Source organism: Arthrobacter sp. fls2-241-R2A-172 (assembly GCF_030208885.1).
Taxonomy (GTDB): domain Bacteria; phylum Actinomycetota; class Actinomycetes; order Actinomycetales; family Micrococcaceae; genus Arthrobacter.
In genome coordinates this window covers 52421-70774 of the sequence record NZ_JARVTB010000010.1, presented here as the reverse complement: position 1 = coordinate 70774, position 18354 = coordinate 52421, and the positions used below count along the sequence as shown (strand labels likewise).

General features: G+C 63.4%; 17 protein-coding genes. 7 read left to right on the top strand and 10 right to left on the bottom strand.

Annotated features, from left to right (window positions below; all coding sequences use genetic code 11):
- Positions 1 to 14 precede the first annotated feature (14 nt).
- On the bottom strand, positions 15 to 836 hold the full coding sequence (locus tag QRM57_RS15050) for an alpha/beta hydrolase fold domain-containing protein (protein ID WP_211710383.1): 822 nt from the start codon (positions 834 to 836) through the stop codon (positions 15 to 17).
- 110 nt (positions 837 to 946) lie between these two features.
- Here QRM57_RS15050 and QRM57_RS15045 point away from each other — a divergent pair, with 110 nt between their 5' ends.
- From QRM57_RS15045 to QRM57_RS15035, 3 genes are all read left to right on the top strand, one after another.
- On the top strand, positions 947 to 2053 hold the full coding sequence (locus QRM57_RS15045) for a GTP pyrophosphokinase (protein ID WP_144649037.1): 1107 nt from the start codon (positions 947 to 949) through the stop codon (positions 2051 to 2053).
- 22 nt (positions 2054 to 2075) lie between these two features.
- Complete coding sequence (locus tag QRM57_RS15040) at positions 2076 to 3572, top strand: SulP family inorganic anion transporter (protein WP_257370010.1); 1497 nt, start codon at positions 2076 to 2078, stop codon at positions 3570 to 3572.
- Positions 3573 to 3667: 95 nt separating this feature from the next.
- Positions 3668 to 4654: a bile acid:sodium symporter family protein gene (locus tag QRM57_RS15035; protein WP_284987170.1), complete on the top strand. Its 987-nt coding sequence runs from the start codon at positions 3668 to 3670 to the stop codon at positions 4652 to 4654.
- Here the strand turns inward: QRM57_RS15035 and QRM57_RS15030 are convergent.
- On the bottom strand, positions 4651 to 5655 hold the full coding sequence (locus QRM57_RS15030) for a LacI family DNA-binding transcriptional regulator (protein WP_284987169.1): 1005 nt from the start codon (positions 5653 to 5655) through the stop codon (positions 4651 to 4653). The genes QRM57_RS15035 and QRM57_RS15030 overlap by 4 nt on opposite strands.
- Before the next feature lie 130 nt (positions 5656 to 5785).
- Here QRM57_RS15030 and QRM57_RS15025 point away from each other — a divergent pair, with 130 nt between their 5' ends.
- On the top strand, positions 5786 to 7033 hold the full coding sequence (locus QRM57_RS15025) for a D-arabinono-1,4-lactone oxidase (RefSeq protein WP_284987168.1): 1248 nt from the start codon (positions 5786 to 5788) through the stop codon (positions 7031 to 7033).
- Positions 7034 to 7119: 86 nt separating this feature from the next.
- On the opposite strand, the gene QRM57_RS15020 is transcribed toward QRM57_RS15025, so the two are convergent.
- From QRM57_RS15020 to QRM57_RS15005, 4 genes are read right to left on the bottom strand one after another with little or no spacing between them, the layout of a single operon-like run.
- Positions 7120 to 8883, bottom strand: coding sequence for an acetyl/propionyl/methylcrotonyl-CoA carboxylase subunit alpha (locus QRM57_RS15020; RefSeq protein ID WP_284987167.1), 1764 nt, complete (start codon positions 8881 to 8883; stop codon positions 7120 to 7122).
- 7 nt (positions 8884 to 8890) lie between these two features.
- Complete coding sequence (locus tag QRM57_RS15015) at positions 8891 to 10525, bottom strand: 5-oxoprolinase subunit B/C family protein (protein WP_284987166.1); 1635 nt, start codon at positions 10523 to 10525, stop codon at positions 8891 to 8893.
- Between the two features lie 7 nt (positions 10526 to 10532).
- On the bottom strand, positions 10533 to 11882 hold the full coding sequence (locus QRM57_RS15010) for an MFS transporter (protein ID WP_284987165.1): 1350 nt from the start codon (positions 11880 to 11882) through the stop codon (positions 10533 to 10535).
- 46 nt (positions 11883 to 11928) lie between these two features.
- Positions 11929 to 12687, bottom strand: a complete 759-nt coding sequence (locus QRM57_RS15005; RefSeq protein WP_284987164.1) for a LamB/YcsF family protein — start codon at positions 12685 to 12687, stop codon at positions 11929 to 11931.
- Positions 12688 to 12796: 109 nt separating this feature from the next.
- On the opposite strand from QRM57_RS15005, the gene QRM57_RS15000 reads away from it, so the two are divergent.
- Positions 12797 to 13495: a GntR family transcriptional regulator gene (locus tag QRM57_RS15000; protein ID WP_284987163.1), complete on the top strand. Its 699-nt coding sequence runs from the start codon at positions 12797 to 12799 to the stop codon at positions 13493 to 13495.
- On the opposite strand, the gene QRM57_RS14995 is transcribed toward QRM57_RS15000, so the two are convergent.
- The gene (locus QRM57_RS14995) at positions 13496 to 14221 is read right to left on the bottom strand and encodes a LysR family substrate-binding domain-containing protein (protein ID WP_284987162.1); all 726 of its coding nucleotides are present in this window, start codon (positions 14219 to 14221) and stop codon (positions 13496 to 13498) included.
- 33 nt (positions 14222 to 14254) lie between these two features.
- Here QRM57_RS14995 and QRM57_RS14990 point away from each other — a divergent pair, with 33 nt between their 5' ends.
- Complete coding sequence (locus tag QRM57_RS14990; RefSeq protein ID WP_211710371.1) at positions 14255 to 14704, top strand: DUF5997 family protein; 450 nt, start codon at positions 14255 to 14257, stop codon at positions 14702 to 14704.
- A gap of 71 nt (positions 14705 to 14775) precedes the next feature.
- Here QRM57_RS14990 and QRM57_RS14985 read toward each other — a convergent pair whose 3' ends face one another.
- Positions 14776 to 15159 carry a VOC family protein gene (locus QRM57_RS14985; RefSeq protein ID WP_284987161.1) on the bottom strand — a complete coding sequence of 128 codons (384 nt, stop codon included), beginning with the start codon at positions 15157 to 15159 and terminating at the stop codon, positions 14776 to 14778.
- 105 nt (positions 15160 to 15264) lie between these two features.
- On the opposite strand from QRM57_RS14985, the gene QRM57_RS14980 reads away from it, so the two are divergent.
- Positions 15265 to 15816, top strand: a complete 552-nt coding sequence (locus tag QRM57_RS14980; RefSeq protein ID WP_284987160.1) for a hypothetical protein — start codon at positions 15265 to 15267, stop codon at positions 15814 to 15816.
- A gap of 83 nt (positions 15817 to 15899) precedes the next feature.
- On the opposite strand, the gene QRM57_RS14975 is transcribed toward QRM57_RS14980, so the two are convergent.
- Both QRM57_RS14975 and QRM57_RS14970 read right to left on the bottom strand, forming a co-directional pair.
- Entirely contained in the window at positions 15900 to 17411 is a 1512-nt protein-coding gene (locus QRM57_RS14975) for an APC family permease (RefSeq protein ID WP_284987159.1), read from the bottom strand.
- 23 nt (positions 17412 to 17434) lie between these two features.
- Positions 17435 to 18301 (bottom strand): universal stress protein, encoded by an 867-nt coding sequence (locus QRM57_RS14970; RefSeq protein ID WP_257369998.1) that lies wholly within the window; start codon positions 18299 to 18301, stop codon positions 17435 to 17437.
- Positions 18302 to 18354: the final 53 nt, after the last annotated feature.

Sequence of the window (18354 nt, the reverse complement as noted above, 5' to 3'; positions counted from 1 at the left end):
CCGCAGCCCAACAATTACGAGAGCAATCGCTGCACCAGCTCGCGGCACTTCTTGTAAGCCACTGCCTTGGGATCGATCAGGTCGAAATGGTCGCCGGGCACGCGCAACAGCTGGGCCGCGCTACCGGCAGCCGTGGCCGCAGCAACGTAGGCTTCGGACTGGCTTGCAGGAACGTCCTCGTCTTCCGTGGCGTGCACGGCATAGACGGGGACGTTGATGGGCAGCAAACTCATGGGATCCGCGTATTTATGCCGTTTGGGGAATCTGGCCGAATCACCGCCCATGAGGTTGCAGACTGCGCCGTTGCTGAGGTTGAGCTTCTCCGCGGCCGCAAGGTTGAGCAAGCCGGACTGGCTCACCACGCCTGTCAGGTGGACCGCGTTGTCCTCGGGTGAGCGCACCAGTTGGCGGTCGGCGTCGGGAGTTCCTATGGCCGAAAGCCGCTCACGACCGGCGGCCCAGACAGCAAGGTGACCGCCAGCCGAATGCCCGAGTGCCACCACTTTGCCCAACTGGAGGTCGTGGTCGCCCGCGATTTCGGACAGATGGTCGATGCCGGCCAGGATGTCCTCGAAAGTATGGGGCCAACCACCGCCGTTCCCTGCCCGCCGGTATTCAAGGTTCCAGGCCGTGATGCCGTGCGCTGCAAGGTCCCGCGCAAGGGGCTCACCGAGCTCCGCACCGTACTGCGAGCGCCAGTAGCCGCCATGGATCACAACGGCGACTCCACCGGCAGCTGCTGATGCGCCGCGATGGTTCCCGTTGTTCGGTTCAGGTATGAAGAGTTCGCCCCACTGACTGGGGTGTTCGCCGTAGCTGTACTTGTGCCGCAACATTGCGCCCTCCTTTGTACTGAGCCTATCGTGACGATCCGGAAGTTTGGCTAGGGGCACCCCGACGGCGAGTGGCCGGGTTCAGTGTCGGACCCGACCCGTAAGCTGGGGGCATGGCAAGCAATTGGGACAGCCTGGACCAGGACCAGCGCGACGCAGTGGACGCGAACGTGGCCCTCTATGAGCGGGTTCGCCCTGCCCTCAAGCGCGTTACCCGCGATGTCCTGCTCACGTTGAGGGACATGCTGAACGACGCCGAAGTCACGCCGTTGTTCGTCACGGGACGGACAAAGACCGTGGAGTCGTTCCGGGAAAAGATTTCCCGGACGGATGATCCCTTGGAGCCGGGCGGTCCGCGGGTCCTCAAGTTCCCGGACCCTTTCCGCACGTTGAACGACATGGTGGGCATCCGTGTCATCACCAAGCTGCCCGCCGAAAACGCTGCGGTAGCCAACATCATCAAGCGGCAGCGTCAGCTCTTTGATTGCCGTGGCGACCGCGAGAAGGACATCGGCTCCATCGAGTCCGGGACCTACGGCTACTCCAGCCGCCACCTGATCCTTCGCACTATCCAGAACGAGGCCGTCAAGGAGTACCAGCACGTCTTCAATCCGGACATGCCGGCCAACGGCAGCTATTTCTTCGAATGCCAGATCCGTACAGTGTTCGCGCACGCCTGGAGCGAGATTGAGCACGACATCCGTTTCAAGGCCGAAGATCCACGCGCCTGGACACCCCATTTCGACCGTCAGTTCACAGCAACCGCGGCAATGCTGGAAACGGTGGAGAGCGCCTTCGCCGACCTCCATGAGCGCTACGAGGAAGTCCGCAGCTACTGGGACCTGGAGGGTGAGGGCGGTTCGCCCCTGACTCCCAACCGGGTTCGTGATGTCTGGCGGACGCTCCTTCCCCACGTTGACCGTAAAGTTGATGACGACTGGGGATGGGCCGCCGAGCTGCTTGCCGCCCACGGACTGACCAAGACCGTGGAACTGGCTGGGCTGCTCAGCGCCAACCGGATCACCGAGGTCCGCAAGGCCCTGGACCACCGCTACTCCCCCGGCCCCGACCGCCTCCTGGATGACCTCCTGCTGTGGCAGTACGGAACCGAACACATTGATCTCACCGCCGAGGCGCCCGACGTCGTTCCGCACCCGCGGCGCGACAGCCTCCAGCGGCGTCTTAAGCAGATTGAGCGCTACCGTCAGACTGCTTTGTAAAGACCGCCCCCAATAAGGACCCATGACTCCCGAGCAACTCATGTCACTGCGGGTGACGTTCCGTTCGCCCCGCCGCCTGCTGACGGAATCCCTCGCGGGTCTCGTGGTGGCTTTGGCACTCATCCCGGAGGCCATCGCGTTCTCGGTGATTGCGGGCGTGGATCCTCGGATCGGGTTGTTCGCTTCGTTCACCATGGGCGTGGTGACCGCACTGGTGGGAGGCCGTCCCGCCATGATCTCCGCGGCAACCGGGGCGGTGGCACTGGTGATCGCTCCGGTGATGAAGGAACACGGACTCGACTACCTGATTGCCACGATCATCCTTGCCGGGGTTTTCCAGATCATCCTGGCGGTGCTGGGGGTGACACGGCTGATGCGTTTCATCCCGCGTTCGGTGATGATCGGTTTCGTGAATGCACTGGCCATCCTGGTGTTCATGTCGCAAATGCCGGAACTCTTCAACGTCCCTTGGGCGGTGTATCCGATCGTCATCGTGGGATTGGTGATCGTGTTTCTTCTGCCGCGCTTCACCAAGGCTGTTCCTGCTCCCTTGGTGGCGATTGTGCTCATCACCTTGGTCACTGTGCTTGGTGGAATCGACGTTCCGACCGTGAGCGACAAGGGCGAACTCCCGGACAGCCTCCCGGGCTTCTTCCTGCCCAACGTCCCCTTGAACCTGGAGACGTTCCGGATCATCGCACCCTTCGCCTTGTCCATGGCCTTGGTGGGTCTGCTGGAGTCGCTCATGACCGCCAAGCTGGTGGACGACATCACGGACACCCGTTCAAACAAGACACGGGTCTCGTGGGGCCAAGGTGCGGCAAACATCGTGACCGGGTTCCTGGGCGGCCTGGGCGGATGCGCCGTCATCGGGCAGACCATGATCAACGTCAAAGGCTCGGGGGCACGCAGCCGGCTGTCCACGTTCCTTGCAGGCGTTTTCCTCCTGGTGTTGGTGGTCGTCTTGGGTGACGTTGTGGGAATGATCCCCATGGCAGCCTTGGTGGCCGTCATGATCTTCGTTTCCCTGATCACCTTCGACTGGCACTCCGTGCGGCTTTCAACCCTGAAGCGCCTCCCGAAATCCGAGACTGCGGTGATGCTGGTGACCGTTGCCGCTGTGGTGGCGACACACAATCTGGCGGTGGGAGTCGGCGTCGGCGTTCTGACCGCAATGGTGCTGTTTGCGCGGCGGGTGGCCCATTTTGCGACAGTCGAGCGGACCGAACTGGAGCTCAACGGAGAGACCGTGGCGACGTACACGGTAGACGGTGAACTCTTCTTCGCCTCATCCAACGATCTCTACACCCAGTTCGACTACGCAAAGGATTCCTCAGAAGGCATAGATCGCGTAGTTATCGATCTCCACGGCTCGCACATCTGGGATGCGTCTACGGTGGCCGTCCTCGATTCAGTGACTGAGAAGTACCGCAACCATGGGCGCGAGGTGGAGTTCATTGGGCTGAACGAGGCCAGCGTGCGCATGCGGGAGCGTCTGGCGGGGAAGCTCAACTCCTGATCAAACCCGGGATGAGACGACGGTCATCTGACATATACACGGCCGTGAATGTAACGAAGTCGTCCCTGCCGCGCGCCAAGTGTGAGCATGGATGAATGCTTGAGGCAACCAATACCCCGTCAAAGACCCAAGAACCCGCGAACGCAGCCCTTGCCGCTGAGGCCAGGATTGCGCGTATTGCCGTGACGGTGTTCCCGCTCCTGGTGGTGGCAGCAGGTGTCCTCGGGTTCCTGCTTCCGGATGTCTTCAAACCCATGGGCACCGCAGTCCCCTACCTGCTCGGCACCATTATGTTCTGCATGGGCCTGACGTTGACCCCACCGGACTTTGCCTCGGTTGCCCGCCGCCCCTGGGCCGTGGCACTGGGTATTGTGGCGCACTACGTGATCATGCCCGGCGCCGGTTGGCTCATCGCCGTTCTTCTGCAATTGCCGCCGGAACTGGCCGTGGGCCTCATTCTGGTGGGTTGCGCTCCGTCGGGTACTGCTTCGAACGTCATGGCGTTCCTTGCCAAGGGCGACGTTGCCCTTTCTGTGGCTGTCGCCTCGGTTTCGACGCTGATCGCACCCCTCGTGACACCGGCACTGACGCTGTTCCTGGCGGGCTCCTTCCTGCACATCGACGCCGGCGCCATGGTCCTGGACATCGTAAAGACCGTCTTGCTGCCGGTCATCGCAGGCCTGCTGGCCCGCTTGTTCCTTTCCAAGCTGGTCGCAAAGGTCCTTCCGGTACTCCCCTGGGCGTCCGCCGTCGTTATTTCCCTGATCGTGGCGATCGTCGTGGCGGGCAGCGCCAGCAAGATCGTTGCTGCCGGCGGAATTGTCTTCCTGGCAGTCGTCCTCCACAACGGCTTTGGCCTGGGGTTGGGCTACTTGGCCGGCAAACTCGGCCGCCTGGACGACAAAGCCCGCCGTGCCCTCGCATTCGAGGTGGGCATGCAGAACTCGGGGCTGGCCGCCACGCTGGCTACCGCCCACTTCGGCGCACTGGCCGCACTGCCGTCCGCCGTGTTCTCCCTGTGGCACAACATTTCCGGCGCGATTGTCGCCGCCTGGCTGGCTCGGCGTCCGCTGAAGGACTAACCCCGGGTGGTGCCGCGCCGGTGCAGTTTCCACGGCGAGGCCACCCGGACGCCGGCGGCGGGAGTGGTGCCAGACAGGCGGTCCAGGAGCATATGGACCACCTTTTCGAAGATGGGGTCAGGTCCCACGGTGGTCAACGCGGGATCGTATTCCTGACCCTCCGTTGAGTTGCCCACACCAACTATCTGGATATCTTCAGGCACCCGAAGGCCCAGCCTGTAGGCGGCTCGGATGGCCTGCAACGCCTCCATGTCGTCGGTGCAGACCATGGCGGTGGGCCGGTTGGGCATCTGGAGCAGCTCGAGCGCCGACCGGTACGCTGTAGCCGGGTGATGGTTCGACGTCCTGACCAGAGACTCGTCGAGCGGAATTCCGGCCCTCTCAAGCCAAGCAGCGTATGCGGCATAGCGGCTCTTCCGGCGGCCTGCCGGATCGGCCCTGCGGATGCAGGCGATCCTGCGGTGGGACGCGGTGAGGAACTCCATGCACTCCCTCAGCCCAGCCTCGGATTCAGGGGCCAGGACGTCGAATCCCTGCGGTTTCATGGTCCCCGAGATCACCACTTGGGCAACCCCGCGGCGGGCCAGCTCCGTGACCGTTTCGTCCTCGGACCTCGATTCCGGGAAGTAGCCGATGATCACACCATCAGCACCGCCGGACATCATGAACTGACGCCAATCGTCGCCCAACAGGATCACTGGCTGGAACCCATGCTCGGGCAGGATCTTTGCGGCCGTTGTTGCCAAGGCCCGGTCCCAAGGCCACTCGAGGTTCCCGATCGCCACAGCCACAACATCCGTCTTGCCCCGACGCATTCCCCGGGCAGCCTGATTTGGCACATAACCCAGCTCTTTGACCGCCGCCAGCACCCGGTCCTGGGTGGGCTGGCTGATCCGGGTTGTGCCGCCGTGCCGGCCGGAGAGCACGTATGACACCGTGGTCAGCGATACGTCGGCCGCCATCGCAACGTCACGGATGGTGGGCTTGGATCCCTTGCTCACGGGGCGACTCCTGGTAGACAGCGCATTTCCTGAACTCTATCTTCAACCAGTTGGACTCCCCTTGACGCAATTAGTTGAGAGCGTTAACAATTACGGGAGTTATCTGTATCCCAAGCTGGAAGATCATTCAATGAAGAACTGGGCAGGAAACCTCGAGTACTCCTCCACGGAAGTGCACCGACCCACGTCGGTTGGCGAGCTGCAGGAGCTCGTCGCCAATGCGTCCCGCATCAAGGCTCTCGGCTCCCGGCACTCCTTCAACACCGTCGCCGACACGGACGGGACCCACATCGTGCTCGACGCCCTGCCTCAGGAAATTGCCCTCAACAAAGACAAAGGGACCGTCAAGGTCAGCGGCGGGATCAGCTACGGCGCGCTGGGACGCGCGCTGGAGGAACAGGGATACGCCATCCACAACCTCGCATCGCTTCCCCACATCTCCGTCGCCGGCGCCATCCAAACAGGCACGCACGGCAGTGGGGTCAACAACCCCTCCCTGGCTGCCGCCGTCGTGGGCGTTGACCTTGTGCGCGCTTCCGGCGAGCTGGTGACACTCACCGTGGACGACGACGAATTCCTCGCCAGCGTGGTGGGCGTGGGAGCCCTGGGCATTGTGACGGGATTGGAGCTTGCTGTCAGGCCCAGCTACGAGGTCCGCCAGCGTGTCCTTACTGATCTGTCCTGGGACGGCGCCCTGGCGAACTTCCACACCATCGCGGCCAGCGCCTACAGCGTCAGCTTCTTCACGAATTACACGGGAGATGCCATCCCCCAGGTGTGGTTCAAGGCGCTGGACACCGAAGCTCCTTTTGCGGACCTGTTCGGCGGGACGCCTGCGACCGCGGCACTGCACCCGCTGCCTGATATGTCCGCCGAGAACTGCACCGAGCAGCTGGACGTCCCCGGAAAGTGGCTTGATCGCCTGCCGCACTTCCGGCACGAATTCACGCCAAGCAATGGCGAGGAACTCCAGAGCGAATTCCTGCTGCCCCTGGACCAGGCGCCTGCGGCACTGCAGGCTATCCGGGGCCTGGCGGCCACGTTGGCACCGCTGTTGTTCATCTCCGAAATCCGCACAGTGGCCGCGGACGAGTTCTGGCTCAGCCCTTTCTACCAGCAGCAAAGCGTAGCGCTGCACTTCACGTGGAAGCCCCTGCAGGCCGAGGTGGAGGCGGTACTCCCCGAACTCGAGGAAGCGCTGCGTCCGTTCGGTGCCCGGCCGCACTGGGGCAAACTCTTCACCCCCAGCCAGTACGACTTTGCCGCTCTCTACCCCCGTTTCGGGGATTTCCGCGCGCTCGTCCAGGCGAACGACCCCACGGGCAAGTTCCGCAACGGTCTCCTGGACAGCGTGCTGGGCGTAGCCGTTAGGTCCTAGCCGTCCACCTAGGCCGTTGCCGGGCCGCTGTTCCGTTGCTGGCCAGCGACGGAACAGCGGGTTGGCAACGCGATAGGCGAGGGCTCCTACTCGATGTGGGCCAGGACAGCGCCCGTCGTAACAACTCCGCCAGCGGCCGACACTACCTCTGACAGGGTGCCCGACCGGTGCGCGGGCACCTGGGTTTCCATCTTCATGGCTTCCAGGACAACCAACGGATCACCGGCGGTAACTTCGGCTCCCGGGTCGACGAGCCACTTCACCACTGTGCCCGCCATGCTGGAGACCAGTGCGGACTCAGCGGGTGCGGCACCGATGCCGGTGACAGAACCCGGCGTATCGGTCGATGTAGAAAAGGCTGGGACGCCCTGCCCTGACCGGGCCCAACCATCCAACAAATCGGCTGGAAGACCCACGGCGAGCCTCTTGCCATCAACGTCGACAGTGATGGTTCGCCGTTCTCCTCCCGGGGCCACCACGTTGTACTCGGGGTCCACGGGAATTTTGTCCGCAAAGTCGGTTTCGATCCACCGCGTGTGCACCCTGAGTCCGGCAGGGGAGGTGAAGTCCTCGGACTCCAGGACGGCTCGGTGGAACGGTAGAACAGTCGCCAGCCCAGTGATGTTGATTTCAGCGAGGGCACGGCGGGCACGGCGCAGCGCCTGCTGTCGATCTGCTCCAGTGACGATCAGCTTGGCCAACAGCGAATCAAACTGCGGCGCAACGAACGAACCGGAGCGTACACCGCTGTCCAAACGGATGCCCGGTCCGGTGGGCGCCTCGAGGAGAGCCACGGTGCCCGGTGAGGGCAGGAAGCCTCGGCCCACGTCCTCCGCGTTGATGCGGAACTCGAAGGAGTGTCCGCGCGCCACGGGATCCTCGGTAATGCTCAACGGCAACCCTGCAGCGATCCGGAACTGTTCCTGCACAAGATCAATTCCAGCGGTTTCTTCCGTGATGGGGTGCTCAACCTGGAGGCGGGTGTTGACCTCGAGGAAGGCTACGGCGCCATCCGCAGAGACCAGGAATTCCACGGTTCCGGCACCGAAGTAGCCGGCTTCACGGACGATTGCCTTCGCGCCATCGTAGATTTGCTGGCGCTGGGCATCGCTCAGGAAGGGCGCGGGAGCTTCCTCCACGAGTTTCTGGTGTCGGCGCTGAAGGGAGCAGTCACGTGTGCCCACCACCACCACGTTGCCATGGACGTCCGCAATGATTTGGGCCTCGACGTGGCGCGGCCGGTCCAGATACTGCTCCACGAAGCATTCGCCGCGACCGAATGCTGCCACAGCTTCACGGACGGCGGAATCGAAGGCTTCCTCCACTTCGGCGAGTTCGCGAACCACCTTCAGTCCGCGGCCGCCACCACCAAAGGCAGCCTTGATGGCGATGGGAAGTCCGTGTTCCTCAGCGAACGCGCGAGCCTCGGCGGCCGAAGAAACCGGGCCGTCGCTGCCGGCAACAAGGGGAGCCCCGGCGCGGACGGCGATTTCGCGGGCCGTGATCTTGTTGCCCAACTGCCGGATCGACTCCGGCGAGGGACCGATCCACTCGAGCCCGGCGTCGAGCACTGCCTGTGCGAAATCGGCGTTCTCGGAGAGGAAGCCGTAGCCGGGGTGGACGGCGTCCGCGCCGGACTGCTCCGCCACCGCGAGCAGCTTCCCGATGTTCAGGTAGCTCTCAGCGGGAGAGTTTCCGCCCAGGCTGTAGGCTTCGTCCGCAGTGGCAACGTGCAGGGCATCGGCGTCGATGTCCGCGTAAACGGCCACCGAGGCAATGCCGGCGTCGTCGCAAGCACGGGCGACGCGGACGGCGATTTCGCCACGGTTCGCGATCAGGACCTTGCGCATCAAATACTCACTTCTCTGGGGTGTTCATAAAAGTCGTTGAATCCGGAACGAACCGGAATCGGATTCGTCCGCCGATGGGCACCTGCGCGGCACGGTCCAGGTGTTCATCGCGCACCACGCCGATTACCGGATAGCCGCCGGTGATGGGGTGGTCGGCCAGGAACAGCACGGGCAGTCCGGCGGGTGGAATCTGGAGGGCTCCGGCCATGGTGCCTTCACTGGGTAGTTCACCTTCGCGGCTACGCTCCAGCGGGGTGCCGTCCAAACGCATGCCCACCCTGTTGGACTGCGGCGTGACCACCCATTCCTGGGAGCACAGCGAATCAAGCGCCTCCTGGTCGAACCAGTCGGCCCGGGGTCCGGGAACTACGTCCAGCTCCGTGACGCCGTTGCCCGGGAATTCGGGTTGCAGTTCGGGGCTGCCAACAGCAGTGGAAACGGTAGCTTCGCCCACCGGGAGCATCTGTCCTATAACCAAAGGAGCCGGGCCGATCCCGGACATCGTGTCCGCCGAACGGCTACCCAGGACCTCGGGAACGTCTACTCCGCCCCGGATGGCCACGTAATTCCGAAAGCCGGACTCGGGGGCACCCAGGGTGAGTACTTCGCCGTCGAGCAGCGCGAAAGGTTCGGCCATCGGGACAGTCCGGTGCGCGCCGCCGACCTCAGGCTCAACCCACGACGGCGACTGGATAGCCAGCGTCGTCGGCGCACCTGCCACAGCAATCACCTGGTCGCCGACCGCCTCGATAGTGAGCCCGCCATTGACGCTCTCAATGGCGGCGGCCGAGGGATCATTGCCTACCAACCGGTTGGCCCGTCGCAATGAAGCCCGGTCCAAGGCACCCGCAGCAGAGACACCCAGCGGACCATAGCCGCGGCGGCCCAGGTCCTGGATGAGGCTCTGGGCACCCGGATTCAGAATTCGAAGACCCGAGTCAGGGTGGTGCTCCGTTTCAGGTTCGCTCGCCGGTGAGGCACCAGCCACCACAACCTCGCGGACCGCCCGGTACTGCACCCGGTCGCCCGGACGAACCAAGGCAGGCTGGGACCGTTCCAGATCCCACATCTTGGCTCCTGTCCGGCCGATCAGCTGCCACCCACCGGGGGAACGGCGAGGGTAAACCGCCGAGTATTGTCCACCGAGGGCCACGGATCCCGCAGGAACCGCCGTGCGTGGTGAAGGACGGCGGGGAACCGTGAGTGCTTCATTTTCGCCCACCATGTAGCCGAAACCGGGTGCGAAGCCTGCAAAGGCCACTGTCCAGATCTGGCCGGTGTGCGCGGCGACAACGCCGTCCACGCTCAGGCCGGTCAGCTCCGCGACATCGGCGAGGTCGTCGCCGTCGTACACGGTGTCGATAACAACCAAGCCCGAATCAGTGACTTCCGGCGCACTGAGTTCCAACTCCAGGAGCCGGGCGCCGATGGCGCGGGTGGCCGCTGCGGACTCACCAACCACCATCACCGTTTCTGCGGCGGCAAGAACGTCCACCTGCCCCGGCAACGGCGCCTTGCTGAGCATGTACTGCAGGGCGAGGACATCCTGCAGCCCATCCAGTTCGGCCAGTACAGCCCGGGTGCCGACCGGACGAACGGATCGAACCTTTTTTGCGGTGGTCGTGTGCATCACGGTTTCCATCTTTTCGCTACGCCGCCGGCTGAGCGTGCGTCCCCTGCATCAAACGAACGTCTTCTTCAGGCTTGGGGTCGCGGCCCAGGAGCATCCCGACGATCGTGACAACTGCCGCAACGAGGATGTAGACGGCAATCAAGTACCAGCCACCGCCCGCGGCACCGTAGAGCGCCGTGAAGATGATGGGTGCGACCGCTCCACCGATCACGCCGGCCAACGTGTAAGCCAACGAACTGCCCGCGTAGCGGAGCCTGGCAGGGAACTGCTCGGTGATAAAGGCTGCTTGGGGGCCGTACATGAAGGCGTGAAGTGCCAAACCGATCACAGTGCCGATAGTCAGCATTACTACGGACTTGCCCTGGATCATCAGGAAGAAGAGGGGGATATAGGCTGCGGTCGCTGCTGCGGCAATGCCGTAGACCCAGCGACGATTGAAGCGGTCGGTCAGCGCCCCGGCCATCGGGATCAGGAAGAGCTGGAAGGCGGAACCGATCAGGATGGCGGACAGGACGTTGCCCGTGGTCATGCCCAGTTGCTTGGTGGCGTAAACGGCGACGAACACCGTGAAGAGCGCGTACAGGATGTCGGGGCAAACGCGTGAGAGTGCTGCAGCCACCAACGCCTTGGGTTGCGTCGTGAAGACTTCCTTAATGGGAGCTTTGGGGCGGTCCCCCTGGGCCTGGATGGCCTTGAACACTGGGGTTTCCTCGAGCCTGAGGCGGATAATCAGGCCGAACACCACCAGAAGCGCTGAAGCGAGGAAAGCTACACGCCAGCCCCATGAAAGGAAGGCTTCGGTGCTGAGTGAGGCGGCCAGGATGGCAAGAACGCCATTGGCCATCAGGTTGCCCGCCGGCGGACCGATCTGGGCTGCCGAGGACCAGAAACCACGCTTGTTGGGGTCACCGAATTCACTCGACAGGAGGACAGCGCCGCCCCATTCGCCGCCGACACCGATGCCCTGGGCCAAGCGCAACAGCACCAGAATGGTTGGGGCTGCGACGCCGATGACGGAGTAGTCTGGCAGCGCTCCGATGAGCACAGTTGCCACCCCGATGAGGACAAGGGTGAAAACCAGGACGTACTTACGGCCGATCTTGTCACCCAGGCGGCCAAAGATGACGCCGCCAATCGGACGGGCCAAGTAGCCCACCGCGAATGCTGAGAACGAGAGCAGCAGTGCAACGAATTCGTCATTGCCCGGGAAGAAGATCTTCGGGAAAACGAGTGCTGACGCCACTGAGTAGATGGCGAAGTCGTAGTACTCCAGCGAGGTGCCGGTGAGGCTGGCGACGTACGCCTTGAGCGCACCGGGTGGCGGCTTCCTTGTCGCTGCCTTGGCTGCGTTGTTGGTGCTGGTCATGATGACCTCCGGGGGATGAGGGATGGTGCGGGGCGCCCGGGATGGGCTAGAGGAACGAGCCGACGGTCACGCCGGCACCGGCCAGAGCGGACTTCACTGCGGTGGCCATGGCAACGGCTCCGGGTGAGTCACCGTGTACGCATATGCTTTCTGCGCGGATGTTCAGGATGGAACCGTCCGTGGTCCTGACGGACTGTTCGGTGGCCATCCGTAGGACGTGCTCCGCAACTTCGGCGGGATCGTGCAGAACAGCACCCGGCTGGTTGCGCGAGACGAGCGTTCCGTCAGGGTTGTAAGCGCGGTCCGCGAATGCTTCAGCAATGCCTCGGAGACCGGCGTCTTCAGCGAGACGGAGGACTTCGGAGCCCGGGAGGCCGAGGATCGGAAGGTTGGGGTCTACCGATTTCACGGCCTCGACGACGGCACGCGCCTGGGCGGTGTGCTTGACGATCGCGTTGTAGAGACCGCCGTGGGGTTTCACGTACTGGACGCTGGCTCCCGTCGTGGCGGCCAGCGCCTGCAGCGCTCCGATCTGGTACACAACGTCGTCCGCGAGTTCCATGGGGTCGATATCCATGAAGCGGCGGCCGAAGCCTGCGAGGTCGCGGTATCCGACGTGGGCGCCAATAACGACGCCGGCCTCCACCGCCTTCTCGCAGGTGCTGCGGATGACGCTGGGGTCGCCAGCGTGGAATCCACACGCGACGTTGGCACTGGACACCGACTCAAACATGGCCGCATCATCGCCAAGCGTCCAGCGGCCGAAGGACTCGCCGACGTCGCTGTTCAGATCGATGATTGCCATGATGTGATCCCTGCCTCGTGATGTGCGTTACATCAAGAATGCACCAATCTGCTGGATTGTTCAACAATCCAGCGATCCTAATTTTCGGCGATCGTGTAATTTTAGTGTCATGGCCGGTGCAGATCAGGAATCAAGCGAACACGCTGGCTTTGACGGTGCACGCGCCAGAATGCGGCTCAGGGTTCCGTCCGTGGCTGAGCGCGTGGCCGAAGAACTGCGGTATCAACTGGCAGAAGGCTTCCTTGTTCCCGGCTCCAAGCTCACCGAAGCCACCATCGCCGAGGATCTGGGCGTCTCCCGGAATACGGTCCGTGAAGCTTTCGCCGAACTGGCCGGTGAGCGGCTCCTCCTCCGCCAGCCCAACAAAGGCGTCTATGTCGCAACCCTTGAGGCCGGCGATATCCACGACGTCTACACCGTCCGCCGTGCCATCGAAGTCAGCTCCATTCGCGCAGGTGGCTCACCGGAGCGCATTGCTGCCGTCAGGGCCGCCGTCGAGGAGGGTAAGCGCGCAGCAGCAGCCGACGACAATGAAGGACTCGGCAGCGCCAACCAGCATTTCCATGGAGCAATCGTTGCCCTCGCCGAAAGCAACAGGCTGGACACGATCATGGCCCAGATCCTGGCGGAAATGCGGCTCTACTTTCACAAAGCCACCATGAACGCCCACTTCTACAGCGACTGGCTGGCCGAAAACGAGCAGATCTGCGCAGCGCTGGAAGCCGGCCACTTGGAAGAGGCCGGGGACCTGCTCCTGGCTTACCTCAACCGTTCCGAGCAGCAGCAGACCGCAATCCACGGGGACTAGTCAGCGCTTGCCCTTCTTGCGCGATCCCTTGCCGCGGCCCTTGTCCGGGTTCGGGGCGTAGCGCTGTGCGACGGCTGGCTTCTTGGGACCACCGCCGCGGCGATCCGGCTTGGGAGCCTTCTTGGGCTTCTCCTGCTGGGCAGACGGTTGCCTGGAGCTTTGCGCCGTACGGCCACGCACGATCCCGATAAATTCCTCGATGACGGGGTTATCCGTACCCACCAGCCAGGCCAATCCAATCTGCGTGCCGGGCGCACCGGTCAAGCGGCGCATAACGGTGTCCTTGACGTTCAGATGCCGGGCAACCGACATGGGCAGGATCGCCAATCCCGCGCCCGATGCGACAACCTGCAGCGCCATGTCAGGGCCGCCCATTTCGTCGATGTCCAGGAAGTTTTCCTCGGCAAGGTCGTCCAGGGCGACTTCCTCGAACACGGAGATCTCATGTCCCTTGGGAGCCACCACCACCGGCTGCTCTTCATACAGGGGGATAACGTTGAGGCCTTCACGATCCACGGGCAACCGAACAAAACTAAGGTCCGCTGAACCATCACGCAGCACCGAAAGCTGGGCGGCGTCGTCGGACATGAACGCGTGCAACGGGTATTCCGGCATCCGCTCTTCCCACCGGCGGATCCATTTCCCAGGTGTCACCCCTGCAACATAGGCGAACCGGAGGCCCGGTTGGGGTTCGGCGGATTCTGCGGTTTCTTCAGTGGCTGGCACACACTCACAGTACCGGCCAGATACCCTTGAAGCATGACCCCCAAAGACTCCCAGTCCATGAAGCCGGCAACAGTTGCCAAGAAACTCGGCATCTACCTGCCGGCGACACCGCAGGAGTTCCAGGATTCATCGATCTCCCGCGACGAATTCGCCGAACTTCAGGCCAACCCGCCGGAGTGGCTCGCCGAACTGCGCCGCAACGGCCCCCACCCGCGGCCGGTTGTAGCGCAGAAGCTGAACATCTCCATCAGTGGCCTCGCCCGCGGCGGCGTGGAAGAAGCGCTCACGACGGCGGAAATCAGCGAGCTGCTGCAGTCTCCCCCGCAGTGGCTGGTCACCGAACGGGCCACGCACGCCGCGGTCCGCAGCGAAGCCCAGCGCGTCAAGGACGAAGCCCACAAGAAAGCAGCCACCAAGGAAGCCAGGGAGAACGCCGCCGCCAAGCGCGACGCCCCCAAAGCCTCCAAGCGGGACCACGCGTAACGTTTAGCATTTCAGTGGCCGGGACCTGGGTCCCGGCCACTGCTTTTTAAGGCCACTGCTTTTTAGCTGTTCTAATCCTGATGAAGCTGGACGAAGTTGCCGCAGCCGTCGTCAAATACTGCGCTGACGCCGGAGGGGTCCTCAGCGGGCTCACTCTTGAAGGTGACCCCAGCGGCGAGCAACCGCTGGTACTCGGCCCGCACATCGGGCACGCCCAAAACCACTGCGGGCATCCCTGCCTGATAGACGGCGTTCATGTAGTTGGCACCAATGGGGTTGTCACTCGGCTCCAGCAACAACCCGGGCGAGCTGTTGTTGTCCGCCCCGGGATCCTTGATGATGAACAGGTTGTACTCCGGCATGGCCATGAGCGTCTCAAAGCCCAGGGTCTCCGTGTAGAACGCGTGGGCTGCTGCGGGGTCCTTGACATGGATGCTGCACATTTTCAGTCTCATGCGCCTAGGCTACGCGCCGGGTCAGACAACCTGGCCCCTCGCGCCCACGCAGGCACTGGCGCATACTGAAATCAAAGCCATGTGATGTCGCCTGGAGGTGGTCCGATGCCCGCCATGATGCTCCTGTGGGGTGCAGCCCTGGTTCTTGCAACCGCAGCAACCACGTACGCCCTGCACAGCAAACTAATGCATGGTCGCGACCCGGAGCCGGACGGGATCTTCTGGGACGTTTTCGGAGGGTCGGTGGTGATCCTTCCCGCCATCCTGGTCCCGGCAGTCCAGTGGTCCCCCGCCGGCCTCATCATGGTCTTGGTGGGAGTGGCTACCGTTGGCGGAACCCTGGCGAGTATCCGCAAAGTGGAGCGGATCCACGCAGCCGAACCCCGGCGTCGTGCTGGTTTTGTCCAGGACACCGCCCGCCACCAGAACCTCCTCCAGCAGTGGCAGAGCTACGAGCTTGACCCCGGCCGGACCATCGACTTTCCGGCCATGTCGGACGTCAGGATCACCGAAACGGCGATGCTCGCCCGGGCCATGCGCGAGGCGGAATACTGCAAGGTGACCGCCGGCACGGACTACAGATCCGCCGTCGAACGCCTGGCCGAAGCCCTGAAGGCGGCCGAGCGCGCTGCGGGAGTCCCAGAACCTACGTTGTGAGGCCCACTCTGCGCCCCGAAGCGTGGATTTAGCGCGCAGAGCGGGCCCCACAACGCGCACGTAAAGGCGGGCGCGCCCCAGGTTTACGCTCGGGTCAGCACCTTGCCCTTGAAGAACTCGGGCCGCAGCCGGTACATCACCAACATGATCGCCACGCCCAGCAGGATCACGCCCATGCCCAGGATGAACACCAGGCCCACCCCGCCAACCGATGATCCGGAACCATATTCCGGATCCATCGAGTCCATGGCGGTCTTTACGAACATCACCAGCAGAATCACCCCGCCCACCAGAGGCGCCAGGAGCTTGAAGAAGAAGGCGCGCACGCTGCTGAAAGCCACGGCCCGGAAGAACCAGACGCAGGCCAGGGCCGTGATGCCGTAGTAGAAGCAGATCATCATGCCCAGCGCGGTAATGGTGTCCCAAAGGGCGTTTTCCGACACCGTCCGGGTGATCACGTAGAACGCCGCTGCGGCGATTGCAGCAGCAATCGTGGCGAAGCTGGGGGACTTGTACGTGGGGCTGATGCTCCCGAACCGCGGCGAAATGGCACGGTAGTGGCCCATGGCCAGCATGGTCCGGGCCGGGGACACAAACGTGGACTGCAAGGATGCCGCCGAGCTGCTCAGGATGGCCAACGACATGAGGATCGCGAACGGACCCATCACCGGGCCCGCCAGGACGGCGAAAATGCTGGACTGGTTTTCCGGGTTCCCGGCACCCAGCCCGGTGTCACCGACGCCCGCGAAGGACAGGGTGGCCAGCGCAACGGTCATGTAGATGATCACGATGACCAGCACAGTGATGGTCGCGGCACGGCCCGGGGTCTTCTCCGGATTCTTGGTTTCCTCATTCATGGTCAGGGTGACGTCCCAGCCCCAGTAAATGAAGATCGAGAGCGAAACGCCTGCTGCGAACTGCGAGAACGAGTCCACCGCAAAAGGGTTGAACCAGTCGGGCGAAATGGCTGTGGCATCAAACGCGGTTCCGTTGGCAACGTGCACGAACGCCGATACTGCGAACCAGCCCAGGACCAGCAGCTGGAAGGCCACCAATACGTACTGGACGCCCTTGGTGGTCTCCATTCCACGATAGGAAATCCAACACGCAATGGCGATGAACACCAACGTGGTGGCGATATTCAGGGGCAGGATCTTGCTGAGGCCGGCCAGTTCCGGATTACTGAAAAGCTGGCCGAGCATCAGGTAGAAGAAGTCCACCGCAACGGCCGCAAGGTTGGACAACACGATGATGGTCGCTGCGATCAGCCCCCAACCACCCATCCAGCCGATCCACGGACCGAAGGCGCGCGTCGCCCACGTGAAGGAGGTACCGGCGTCGGGCATTGCGTTGTTCAGTTCGCGGTAGCCGAGCGCCACCAGCAGCATGGGGATGAAGCCCACCAGGAAGATGGCGGGAAGATGCACGCCCACTTCCGAGACCGTGGGGCCCAACGCTGCGGTGAGGGTATAGGCGGGCGCGATGCAGGAAACACCGATCACGACGGCGCCGATCAGGCCCACCGATCCGGCTTTCAGTCCCTTTTCACTCAGGGAAGATTCTTTCGACTGGACCGTCTTTGGTGCAGTTGACATGGGTATTGCCTCTCAGGCGATTGCTATGAGCTTTGTCGCGTGTAGTCGCGGGGGACCACAATCATGGGAACGGGTAGGGCACGCAGGATCCGGTTTGCGGTGGTGCCAAGGAAAGTAGCCCGGTGCTGGGCGAGGCGGCTGGAGCCGATCAACAGGATTTCGCCGTCTTCCCAGTCAAGCCGGTCCACAGCTTCCTCGATGGTTCGGCCCTTGGCCACCACGATCTCGGGTTCAGGCAGCAGCTCATCCGCGGATGAACTTTCGACGGCGGCAATCCGCTGGGCGGCATGCATCCAGGCCGCGTCGAGCAACTCAGGCGAGTCGCCGCCGTCGAGCGCCAACAGGGAGACGAGCCGCAGCGGAAGGCCGCGATCACGCGCAGACTCCACAGCGAGGTCCAGGAGCTCATCGGCCCCGGGTCGCGTGCCGAAACCGCAGCTCATCCGGGTGATCGGTTCCGTGCGACGGTATCCGTGCGGCGCCAGGGCAACCGGCAACGGCGCCGAGTGGAGCAACGCACCAGCCACCGAACCAATCGTGAAGCGCTTGAGCAGGCCACTGTTGGTGGCTCCGATCACCAGCGCCGCAGCATCCATCTCCACGGAGGCATCAATCAACGTCCGGGCTTCGGAATCGCCGCGGCGGATGTGGCCCCGCGCGGTAATGTCCGCGGGGACCAGGGCCAGGCCTTCGTCCAGCCAACGCTGCGCTTGCTCGTTGAGGATGTCGTCGTAGCCGGTCTCCGGCGGGTAGACGGCGTTGAAGGGAGAGTCCTCGGGGATCACCAGGACCAGGTCAAGGCTCACATCGTGGTTCCGGGCAAGCGCCACGGCGAGGTGGACGGCGTCGTGCCCCCTCGCGTTGGCGGTGTACCCCACTACGTAGCGCATGGCTCTCCTTGGATCTGCTCTTAAACGGTGCTGCCGGCAGGCCGGGAAATGCT